General features: G+C 40.6%; 10 protein-coding genes and 1 tRNA gene. 6 read left to right on the top strand and 5 right to left on the bottom strand.

What is annotated here, in order from left to right:
• Positions 1-97: 97 nt before the first annotated feature.
• Together FFO06_RS15210 and FFO06_RS15205 are read left to right on the top strand one after the other, a co-directional pair.
• Positions 98-185 (top strand) — tRNA-Ser (locus FFO06_RS15210).
• Positions 186-310: 125 nt separating this feature from the next.
• Positions 311-1,702: an amidase gene (locus tag FFO06_RS15205; protein ID WP_137908796.1), complete on the top strand. Its 1,392-nt coding sequence runs from the start codon at positions 311-313 to the stop codon at positions 1,700-1,702.
• 112 nt (positions 1,703-1,814) lie between these two features.
• Here the strand turns inward: FFO06_RS15205 and FFO06_RS15200 are convergent, their stop codons facing one another.
• The 3 genes from FFO06_RS15200 to ilvC all read right to left on the bottom strand — a co-directional run bounded on the left by FFO06_RS15200 (position 1,815) and on the right by ilvC (position 4,693).
• The gene (locus tag FFO06_RS15200; RefSeq protein WP_137908795.1) at positions 1,815-2,417 is read right to left on the bottom strand and encodes a DUF4276 family protein; all 603 of its coding nucleotides are present in this window, start codon (positions 2,415-2,417) and stop codon (positions 1,815-1,817) included.
• Positions 2,417-3,565 carry an AAA family ATPase gene (locus FFO06_RS15195; protein ID WP_137908794.1) on the bottom strand — a complete coding sequence of 383 codons (1,149 nt, stop codon included), beginning with the start codon at positions 3,563-3,565 and terminating at the stop codon, positions 2,417-2,419. The genes FFO06_RS15200 and FFO06_RS15195 overlap by 1 nt, the downstream gene beginning before the upstream one ends.
• Before the next feature lie 132 nt (positions 3,566-3,697).
• A complete protein-coding gene (gene ilvC / locus FFO06_RS15190) occupies positions 3,698-4,693 on the bottom strand; it encodes a ketol-acid reductoisomerase (protein WP_137908793.1) in 996 nt (331 codons plus the stop codon).
• 265 nt (positions 4,694-4,958) lie between these two features.
• Between ilvC and FFO06_RS15185 the strand changes: the two genes are divergently transcribed.
• From FFO06_RS15185 to FFO06_RS15170, 4 genes are all read left to right on the top strand, one after another.
• The gene (locus tag FFO06_RS15185; RefSeq protein ID WP_137908792.1) at positions 4,959-6,317 is read left to right on the top strand and encodes an NAD(P)/FAD-dependent oxidoreductase; all 1,359 of its coding nucleotides are present in this window, start codon (positions 4,959-4,961) and stop codon (positions 6,315-6,317) included.
• A 204-nt stretch (positions 6,318-6,521) separates the two neighbouring features.
• On the top strand, positions 6,522-6,806 hold the full coding sequence (locus FFO06_RS15180; protein ID WP_137908791.1) for a UPF0175 family protein: 285 nt from the start codon (positions 6,522-6,524) through the stop codon (positions 6,804-6,806).
• Positions 6,807-7,301 (top strand): PIN domain-containing protein, encoded by a 495-nt coding sequence (locus FFO06_RS15175; protein ID WP_137908790.1) that lies wholly within the window; start codon positions 6,807-6,809, stop codon positions 7,299-7,301. It abuts the gene before it with no gap.
• A 79-nt stretch (positions 7,302-7,380) separates the two neighbouring features.
• Positions 7,381-8,148, top strand: coding sequence for a Uma2 family endonuclease (locus FFO06_RS15170; protein ID WP_137908789.1), 768 nt, complete (start codon positions 7,381-7,383; stop codon positions 8,146-8,148).
• A gap of 92 nt (positions 8,149-8,240) precedes the next feature.
• Here the strand turns inward: FFO06_RS15170 and FFO06_RS15165 are convergent, their stop codons facing one another.
• On the bottom strand, positions 8,241-8,456 hold the full coding sequence (locus FFO06_RS15165) for a hypothetical protein (RefSeq protein WP_137908788.1): 216 nt from the start codon (positions 8,454-8,456) through the stop codon (positions 8,241-8,243).
• Positions 8,457-8,546: 90 nt separating this feature from the next.
• Positions 8,547-11,621, bottom strand: a 3,075-nt coding sequence (locus tag FFO06_RS15160; RefSeq protein ID WP_137908787.1) for a calcium-binding protein, incomplete at its 5' end; no start/stop codon positions are given.

Raw genomic sequence — 11,621 nt, 5'->3', positions numbered from 1 at the left:
CATTGGTCATTGGTCAATGGTCAATGGTCATTTAATTTTTTAACAAAATAACTATTGACAAGCCCAAAAACTTCTGATAACATTGTTAAACATGACTGGAGAGGTGGCTGAGTGGTCGAAAGCGGCAGATTGCTAATCTGTTAAGGGATTATATCCCTTCGAGGGTTCGAATCCCTCCCTCTCCGTTTTTATAGCTAGTGGAATTAACGGGTCGGTTTCAACCTACCGCTACCACGACCTTCTTTTTTGGTGTTCATGAAAAATTAGATTTCCTCAGATACAAAAACCTTGATTTCTGATATCATGTTATATGGATAATAATGATTTAGCTTTTACCCCAGCTTTAGAGTTAGCGCAATTAATTCGACTGCGGGAAGTTTCACCCCTAGAGTTGGTAGAAGTATATTTAGAACGCATTGAACGCTTAAACCCCCAATTGGGAAGTTATTTCACAGTTACGGCAGATTTAGCCGTTGCTGATGCTAAAATTAAAACAGAATTACTCACAACAACTTCAGAATTACCTCCATTTTTTGGTGTACCAATTTCTATTAAAGACTTGAATGCAGTTGCAAACGTGACTTGCACTTATGGCAATTCAGCCCTGTTAAATAATATCGCTAATGACGATGATGGTGTAGTTACCAAAATTAAACAAGCTGGGTTTATTATTCTTGGTAAAACTGCTACGTCTGAATTAGGTTCTTTTCCTTACAGCGAACCTACCGGATTTCCCCCAGCTAGAAACCCTTGGAATTTGGCATATACTCCTGGTGGTTCTAGTGGTGGTGCCGCAGCATCGGTAGCAGCGGGATTAAGTGCGATCGCTCAAGGTTCAGATGGTGGTGGTTCGATTCGTGGTCCTGCGGCTTGTTGTGGCGTAGTTGGAATTAAACCCGCTAAAGGTAGAGTTACTAAAGCCCCTGTAGGTGAAAACTTAGGTGGTATTGCTGTGGATGGACCCATTGCCCGTACCGTAGCTGACGCAGCGGCGATGTTAGATGTTATATCTGGATATGTCACAGGTGATCCCTATTGGTTATCAGATCCACAGCCATCCTTTCTGAATGCAACTGAGGTTAAATTAAATCCTCTGAAAATTGCTTTTAGTACCAAGATCATGCCTTTCGGAGAAGCTGACATAAATTGTCAACAGGGAGTATTAAAAACAGTCCAGTTATTAGAACAATTTGGACATCAAATTACGGAACAATACCCAGATTTTAGTCGCTTAATTGAACCATTTAAAGTAGTTTGGCAAGCAGGAGTAGCAGTTGCAGGAATTCCCTCAGCAGCCTTGCAACCATTAAACCGCTGGTTATTAGCAAAAAATGGTTCTGTAGGTGAATATCTGCAAGCACTGGCCCAAATGCAGATTGTCTCCCGGCAGATTGTCGCGTTTTTTAATACCATAGATGTATTAGTATTACCAGTTTATCTCCATTCTCCGATTCGCGTGGGAGAATGGGCAGATTTGAGTCCAGAAGAGACATTTGCTAAAATTGTCCATTGGGTTGCCCCTTGTCCTGTTGCAAATGCTACCGGATTACCTGCGATCGCTCTGCCGATGGGTTTTGATAATAACGGTTTACCCATAAGTGTACAATTAATTGGTAAACCTGCGGCCGAGTCTACTTTAATTAGTTTAGCAGCCCAATTAGAAGCGGCCAACCCTTGGATTCAACATCGGCCAGCACTTTAAGTCAAAATCGTCAAAATCAGGATTTACAGGATTTGAGAACTTACAGGATGGGAATTAAAATATATCTTCAGAAAATTTTTCAATGGTAGGATGAAAATCCTGCCCCTTTCCTTCATATTGGCTCAAATTTAGATATAGCATTGATAGCCCTTTGTAAGCTTGGGGAACATAACTTAGCTACTTCCATTTGCCAGTAGTTATTAACAAAGTAAATTAACTGTCCATTATAGTCTCTACCTACCTTTGCTGTGCTATTAGACCGTGGAACTATAGCCTCATGTAATTCACGGTTTCTAGATTTTCTGGCAATATTAATCAACGTTTGTTTTGGATCACTAATTTCGTCTACATTTTGAGGAATCAATGTTTGTGAAACTCCTAAGAATTTGGCAAAGCTGTCACTATCAGCTAAAAGCCATGCTTCTACTTCCCTAACAGCAATACGAAACAAAAGATTAGGATGTTTCGTATATGGTAGCCATTCCTGAATTAGTTCCTGTGGACACTCTGCTCTGTCAAGGTCTGTTAAAACTATATAAGGTGTTCTTTGAGCAGCATTATTAAATCCTTTGATATTTTTCTTAAGATAGCCGAAACCATGTTTAGAATAACAATTACCCACTATATAACGGCGATTTGACTGGTGTAAAATTGTCCGCAATACAGCTTCACTCAGTGGGTCTTCAACAGCTAAATTAATAGGTATTAAATCCACTATAAATGAATCTCCAATTGATTAATCTCAGATGGTTTAGTTAATGGCAATACGGCTTCAGCTATGCTTAAACCGCCTTCTAGCAGATCACGTACATTATCAATTGAAGATGCTGTAGTAACTTTAGTCCCTTCTAAGCTGGGTGTTAAAAGTAATATTTCTTCACCTCCAATTCCCTCGTCTTCGAGTAGATCCGCGCTATGTGTAGTGAGTATTATTTGTCTTTTTTTCTGACGTTGAATTCGATACATTAAAGAAGGTAATTTTTTAACTATTGCTGCATTTAAAGATAACTCTGGTTCTTCAAGAAGCAGCAGTGAATCACTTTCTAGTAATGACCACAGCAAGCCAATTAGACGTAATGTTCCATCTGAAAATTGATCTTCTCTTTGTTTGCCGGCTTGAGGTCGCCAATGCTCATATACTGCTTCTAAATGAGGAACACCCATTTCATCTTTTATATCAGTAAGATGTTTCAATTGGGGAACAGCAGAACGCAAAGCATTTTCAATCTTTGTTAGTCGAGATTTGCGAGTCTTTTCAGGAGTTTTGGTAATGCGTTCTAGAAAACTTCTGCCAAAAGGATCTTCTGAAATTCCCGGTCCAGAAAACACCTCTGGATAACGAAGTAACTGCGGTACAAGGTGTAGATAGAGAACTGATTCAAAAAACTTAGCAATTTCTCGAAAATTGGCATTAGCACTAATTTGCTCCAAGTGGGTCTGTGTTCGTCGTAATTCATCTTTTTCATCGTCTATATCTGGTCTATCAACTATTATTTCATTTCCCTTCCATACACGCTCGTAGGCTAAAATAGGTTGACGATAACCTCTAGTTTGTTGTGTTATGCCAATAGCATATTTCCATATAGGTTGATGACTAGAATAATCAGACAGGTGTACTTCAATTTCAATTTTGGGATTTTGCCGCGCTGACAAACAACGAATTTTAGATACTCCTCCACGCTCTTTTACCGCTGTTTGTAAACCACCTCCAGGTTTGGCAATGTCACGTAAAAAGCGAAATACATCCAGAAAATTAGATTTACCACAGGCGTTAGGACCAATTATAAAAACTCTGTCACCTAATCCAACATCAACTGACAGAAAATTACGCCAATTCTTGAGTATTATATGAGAAATAAACATTATGAATAAAGATAAGATTGCAGCAGACCTATCTTTTTATTTTATCATAGCTATTTTCTAGGTAGCAATCTCTAAATAGAGATTAAGAGGTAATTGATGATTACCAATCACCTCTTTGACAATTATCCGAAATTAAGCTTTCTTCAACCAACTAAACATAGCGCGTAAATCCTTACCAACTGCTTCAATAGGATGTTCAGCTTCTTGACGACGCATAGCAGTAAAACCAGGTTTACCCGCTTGGTTTTCTAAGACAAATTCCCGCGCAAATTGTCCAGATTGAATTTCGCTGAGGATTTTCTTCATTTCCGCTTTAGTTTGAGAGGTGACAACACGGGGACCACGAGTATAATCACCATATTCGGCGGTATTAGAAATACTATCACGCATTGTCGCTAAACCACCTTCTACGACCAAATCAACAATTAATTTGACTTCGTGTAGACATTCAAAATAAGCTAGTTCTGGTTGATATCCTGCTTCTACCAGGGTTTCAAAACCGGCTTTAATTAAAGCACTCAAACCACCACATAATACCGCTTGTTCCCCAAATAAATCGGTTTCGGTTTCTTCCCGGAAAGTGGTTTCTAAAATACCCGCCCGTGTACCACCAATACCTCTAGCATAGGCCATAGCGCGATCGCGTGCTTTACCGGTTGCGTCTTGATAAACTGCGAATAATGCAGGTACACCTTGTCCTTGTTCGTAAGTACGACGGACTAAATGTCCGGGTCCTTTAGGTGCAACCATGACGACATCAACATCAGCGGGGGGGATAACCTGTGCAAAATGGATATTAAAGCCGTGTGCAAAAGCTAAAACGTTTCCAGCCTCTAAATTTGGTTCAATTTCGGTTTTATAAATTGTTTTTTGGACTTCATCAGGTAATAAAATCATGATGAAATCAGCAGCTTTAGCTGCGTCAGCCACATTTTTTACAGTCAAGCCGGCAGCTTCGGCTTTCGCTGTGGACTTACTACCGGGATATAATCCCACAATCACATTAACACCGCTATCTTTTAGATTGAGCGCGTGAGCATGACCTTGAGAACCATAACCAATAATAGCAACAGTCTTACCCGCTAAAAGGTCTAAATTAGCATCTTCATCATAATACATACGCGCCATAGAAGCATCTCCTGTCCGCAAAGGTTGTTGTGAAATTGGCAGAATTTTGATTCTATCGCAAATTGGGGAACTCTTAACAGACAGGAATTTCTTTCTTCCCCTTGACTCCTGAGTGAGTGTAGTCCTTGCGTCCTTACCTCCTCACAAATCCCCTACTTTTACTTTTTTTTTCAGAAGTTCAAGATAAACAGAAATAATTATGACAATTTTGATACAAATTTGTTAAGAATAGTTACAACACCTGTTATCGAAGGAAATATCTGTTATGGTTGATCTGTCTGACAAAAAACCAGTCCATCAAGTCGTGATTATTGGCGGTGGTTTTGGTGGCTTATATGCTGCTAAATCTTTAGCTAAGGCCAATGTACAAATCACCCTCATTGATAAACGCAATTTTCACCTCTTTCAACCACTGCTGTACCAAGTCGCTACAGGTGCTTTATCCCCAGCAGATATCTCCTCTCCCTTGCGTTCTGTCCTCAGCAAAAGCAAAAATACAAAGGTATTGTTGGGTGAAGTCTATGATATTGACCCCAAAGCTCAGAATGTGATAGTCAAAGGGGAATCTGTCCACTATGATACCCTAATTGTCGCCACAGGGGCAAAGCATTCCTATTTTGGTAAGGATAACTGGGAAGAATTTGCACCTGGTTTAAAGACTGTTGAGGACGCTATTGAAATGCGTCGGCGGATTTTTATGGCTTTTGAAGCGGCTGAAAACGAAAGCGACCCCATTAAACGCCAAGCTTTATTAACTTTTGTAATTGTCGGCGGTGGTCCAACTGGAGTAGAATTAGCAGGAGCAATTGCAGAATTAGCCACTAAAACCCTCAAAGAAGATTTTCGCAACATTGACACATCAGAAACCAGAGTTTTATTATTAGAGGGTTTAGATCGTGTTCTTCCCCCCTTCGCACCCGAATTATCTCAGACAGCAGAAGTATCATTAAAGGCTTTGGGTGTAGATGTGCAAACCAAAACCTTAGTAACACATATTGAAAATGATATTGTTACAATCAAACAAGGTGATGAAGTCAAAGAAATTGCAGCTAAAACCGTATTGTGGGCTGCTGGTGTAAAAGCTTCACCTATGGGTAAGGTGTTAACGGATAGGACTGGAGTGGAAAGCGATCGCGCTGGTCGTGTTATAGTAGAACCGGATTTGAGTATTCAGGGATATCCTAACATCTTTGTAGTTGGTGATTTAGCCAACTTCTCCCATCAAAATGATAAACCCTTACCGGGAGTTGCACCAGTGGCCATGCAGGAAGGGGAATATGTAGCTAAACTGATTCAAAAACGCCTCCAAGGTGGAACATTACGCCAGTTTAAATATGTAGATAGAGGTAGTTTAGCAATGATTGGTCAACACGCCGCAGTTGTTGATTTAGGATTTATTCAACTCCGAGGTTTCTTTGCGTGGTTCGTGTGGTTATTCATTCATATCTACTTCCTCATAGAATTTGACAACAAGTTAGTAGTCATGATCCAATGGTTATGGAATTATTTTACCCGTAATCGCAGCGCCAGATTAATTACAGGTAAAGAAGCCATTGCACCTATCCCAATTGTAAATAATCAGAGTCACACGCCAATTGTCACCAAAAAGCCGTTAAATGTGTAGTTGCTCACTCGTTCCCAGTCTCCGGCTGGGAATGCCCTCTAGAGGCTCTGCCTCCTAATATTCCATCATTATAGAAATAGAAATTCTATCTTTAGGATTGTTAAGAATGTATCAAACAGATCCGCCACTTTCCCCTAAAGAAATATTGTTAAGGTAAGTGGTTTAAAGATTAAAATAACAGTGTAGAATTAGGAGATTTTGGTAATGGCTTTAACAATTTTAGATGAGCAATTAGAAAGTATTCAGCTTTCGGCTGAAGTTCAGGAAAAAGCTTTACAAAAAGCTAAAGAAGGTTATGTAATGACATTATTAGAGGTAGGAGAAATTAGTAGTGGCAGGGCTGGTAAAATTCTTGGTGTTTCTCGTTTAGAGGTAATAGAAATGATGAAAAAATGGGGTATTTCTCTTTTTGATGATTCTCAAAATTTGGAGGAATTACGTCAAGAAGTCGAACAGGCAGAGTTAATTTTAAATCAGCAGATTTATTAAATGATTATTGTTTCTGATACTACGCCAATTAGCGAGTTAGCAAAAGTGAATCATCTTAATTTGTTGCCAAAACTTTTTGGTAAAGTTGTGATTCCCCAAGGTGTATTTGATGAATTGCAAAGAGGTGAGCATCCAGCCGCAAAACTTGTTCAGAATTTGTCTTGGTTGGAGGTTGTAACGGTAGATAATCAGCAGTTGGTTAGGGAGTTACAACAATCGTTTAAGTTAGATTTAGGAGAGTCAGAAGCTATTGCTTTAGCAGAAGAAATTAGTGCTTCTGGGTTATTAATTGATGAAAGGGCTGCCAGGAAGGTTGCTATGGCTCAAAAGTTACCTCTAATTGGGACTGTGGGGATTTTGCTGTTAGCGAAGCGTCGGGGTTTGTTGGATAGTGTTAAGGATGTTTTAGATGAAATGCAAGAACAGGGAATGAGAATTTCAGATCGGCTTTATGTGCAGGTTTTGACTTTAGCACAGGAAAAAGACGGGGAATAATATGCAAATATTGCATTTCTAAACCGAATCATCTTGCGACATAATAGAAATAGAAATTCTATCTTTAGGATTGTTAAGAATGTATCAAACAGATCCGCCACTTTCCCCTAAAGAAACATTACCGACAATGTATGATCTTCCTAGCGAAGACCCGGAGGAACCTGGTTTACCAGATCAATTTCATTTATTCCAACCACAATTATTAGCAGAAACATTCCGTCCACCAAATTATCCTAGCGACCAAATATTTACAGGAAGTGATCTGAATCTTTATTATGATTTGCGTCATCCTTCATGGTATAAACGTCCAGATTGGTTTGCAGTCTTAGGTGTTCCCTCACTTTATGAGAATAGAGATTTGCGGTTAAGTTATGTAGTTTGGCAAGAAGCAGTTAATCCTTATATTGTCGTTGAATTACTCTCACCAGGAACAGAAAAAGAAGACTTAGGGCAAACATTAAGAGATGTAGAAAAACCTCCTGGTAAATGGGAAGTTTACGAACAAATTTTAAGAGTACCCTATTACGCTATCTTTGATCGTTATAAATCTGAATTTAGAATGTTTCAGTTAACAGGCGCTCGTTATGCTGAAGTAAACTTATCAGATTTTCGGTTTTGGATTCCCGAAATAAAATTAGGTTTAGGAGTGTGGCAAGGAAGTTATAAAACTGTGGAAATGCCTTGGTTACGTTGGTATGATCAAGACGGTAATTGGATGTTAACCAGCACAGAAGAGGAAAAACAAAAAGCTGAACGAGAAACACAAAAGTTAGAACAAGAAAGGCAAAAAACCCAAAGATTAATTGCCCAACTGCGTGCGCTTGGTGTTGAACCTGATTTAGAATAAACAAAATCTCACATCTTCTCGTCTTTTAGTTCCCAGTCCTAGACTGGGAACGGGGGACACTTGGGGAGTAGAAAGTGGATTCTAACTCCAGATTAAGCAATAATCACAAAATCGTTAGCAGTCAAAGGATCTAAAACTGCAAACTCACCACCAGTACCAAAACCTGCTGTAGCACCATCTTGGTTGTAGAAGAGACTACCGCTAGTTAGACTATAAACAATCTTGGCTAAAGATACGTAGGGTGTGTTAGCGACAGCGTAACGCATCATGTTATCAAATTCCGTTATTAATAATTGAATCTTGATCATATCGCATCAATCACAGGATAATTTAAAGCTAATGTAGAGACATTTCATGAAACGTCTCTACAAAGTGGTTCAGCTACATGATACCAGAAGCTACACAGTAAAGTTACTGAGTGTTAAATTAACAGTTAAACCTTGCACCTGAATAATGGCATCCGTAGTGGCACTAAATCCTGGCGTACCGTCATCAATAGCGACAAAGCTGCGACTACCAAAGGTAAATTGAGCAGCAGAGTTAGCTGGAAACACATTAGTAGTTAACAGAGCTGTAATTGCGGCTGGATTAAGTGCTGGTACAGGTGTGGGAACAATATTGAAACCGCTGCGGGCAGTGGTAACGAGGAATAAATCATTGCCAGTAGTAGCATCGAAGTCAGTAATGACATCAAAGTCACCGACAGAAGAGTTACCGAGAAGAGAATCAGTTAAAGTGCGGTAGTCAAAATGGTCTGCTCCCAGCCCTCCAGTTAGAGTATCTTTTCCAACTCCTCCGGTGAGGGTATCATTATCTGCACCACCGTCAAGGCTATCATTACCAATACCACCAATGAGAATATCATCATCTGCACCACCGTCAAGGCTATCAGCACCAGCACCACCGTCAAGGCTATCAGCACCCGCACCACCGTTAAGGGTATCATCATTTGCACCACCGTCAAGGGTATCATCATTTGCATCGCCAATGAGGGTATCATTATCAGCACCACCAACTAAGCTATCATTACCATCACCACCGTCAAGGGTATCATCATTTGCATCGCCAATGAGGGTATCATTATCTGCACCACCAACTAAGCTATCATTACCATCACCACCGTCAAGGGTATCATTACCAATACCACCGTCAAGGGTATCAGCACCCTCACCACCAATGAGGCTATCAGCACCTTCACCACCAACTAAGCTATCAGCAGCATCACCACCGTCAAGGGTATCATCATGATCACCACCATTGAGAGTATCATTACCATCACCACCGTTGAGGATATCATTATCATCACCACCAACTAAGCTATCAGCACCAATACCACCGTCAAGGGTATCATCATGATCACCACCATTGAGAGTATCATTACCCAAACCACCGTTGAGGATATCATTATCATCACCACCAACTAAGCTATCAGCACCAATACCACCGTCAAGGGTATCATCATTATCACCACCATTGAGAGTATCATTACCCAAACCACCAACTAAGCTATCACTACCATCACCACCAACTAAGCTATCAGCACCAATACCACCGTCAAGGGTATCATTACCATTATTACCTGTGAGGGTGTTAGCTTCTGAGTTACCGGTAATGACGTTATTGTCTGCGTTACCTGTACCGTTAATATTGCCAGCGCCTTGTTGTAACGTCAGGTTTTCCACGTTAGCAGCCACAATAGTGTAAGTAACACTAGATTGAATGGTGTCTATACCTTCGAGGGTATTTTCGATAATGATGTCATTGTCAGTAAGACTATCAACAACATAGATATCATCATCTGCACCACCAACTAAGGTATCAGTACCCGCACCACCAACTAAGGTATCAGTACCCGCACCACCTTCAAGGCTATCAGCACCTTCACCACCAACTAAGCTATCAGTACCCGCACCACCAATGAGAATATCATCATTTGCATCACCAATGAGGGTATCATCATCTGCACCACCTTCAAGGCTATCAGCACCCTCACCACCAATGAGGGTATCAGCACCCTCACCACCAATGAGGGTATCAGCACCTTCACCACCAACTAAGCTATCATCATTTGCACCACCGTTGAGAATATCATTATCATCACCACCATTGAGAGTATCATTATCATCACCACCGTTGAGGATATCATTATCATCACCACCAACTAAGCTATCAGCAGCATCACCACCGTCAAGGGTATCATCATGATCACCACCATTGAGAGTATCATTATCATCACCACCGTTGAGGATATCATTATCATCACCACCAACTAAGCTATCAGCACCAATACCACCGTCAAGGGTATCATCATTATCACCACCATCGAGAGTATCATTATCATCACCACCAACTAAGCTATCATTACCATCACCACCAACTAAGGTATCAGTACCCCCACCACCAATGAGGGTATCATTACCCAAACCACCGTCAAGGAAGTTATTAGCAATGTTACCTGTAATGACGTTAGCGGCATTGTTACCAGTACCTCTTGCTGCTGGTCCTATCAGATTTAGGTTTTCAACGTTGGTAGGAATTGTGTAATCATCACTAGATTGAATGGTGTCTATACCTGGGTCGGTATTTTCGATAATGATGTCATTGTCAGTAAGACTATCAACAACATAGATATCATCATCTGCACCACCAACTAAGGTATCAGTACCTGCACCACCAATGAGGGTATCAGTACCCAAACCACCGTCAAGGCTATCAGCACCAATACCACCAACTAAGCTATCAGTACCCGCACCACCAATGAGAATATCATCACCATTATTACCTGTGAGGGTGTTAGCTTTTGAGTTACCGGTAATGACGTTATTATCCGCGTTCCCAGTACCGTTAATTGCTGCTGTTCCTCTCAGAATTAGGTTGTCAACGTTGGTAGCAAGAGTCAAGGTGACACTAGATTCAATGGTATCTATACCTGCGTTGGTAAGTTCAGTAATGGTGTCAGTGGCGCTATCGACAATGTAGGTATCGTTGCCTTTACCACCAATGAGAGTATCATTACCCAAACCACCGTCAAGGGTGTTATTAGCGTCGTTACCTGTGATGACGTTATTAAGTGCGTTCCCTGTACCGTTAATAGCTGCTGTTCCTGTCAGATTTAGGTTGTCAACGTTGGTAGCAAGAGTCAAGGTGACACTAGATTCAATGGTATCTATACCTGCGTTGGTAAGTTCAGTAATGGTGTCAGTGGCGCTATCAACAATATAGGTATCGTTGCCTTTACCACCAATGAGAGTATCATTACCCAAACCACCTTCAAGGGTGTTATTAGCGTCGTTACCTGTGATGACGTTATTAAGTACGTTCCCAGTACCGTTAATAGCTGTTCCTCTCAGATTTAGGTTTTCAACGTTGGTAGGAATAGTGTAAGTAACACTAGATCGAATGGTGTCTATACCTGGGTCGGTATTTTCGATAATGGTATCATTGAGATTATCAACAATATAGGTATCGTTGCC

The sequence above is a fragment of the Dolichospermum planctonicum genome (assembly GCF_005402965.1).
Lineage (GTDB): Bacteria > Cyanobacteriota > Cyanobacteriia > Cyanobacteriales > Nostocaceae > Dolichospermum > Dolichospermum planctonicum.
Note: the sequence above shows the minus strand (reverse complement) of the source record. Positions and strands in the feature narration are given on the sequence as shown.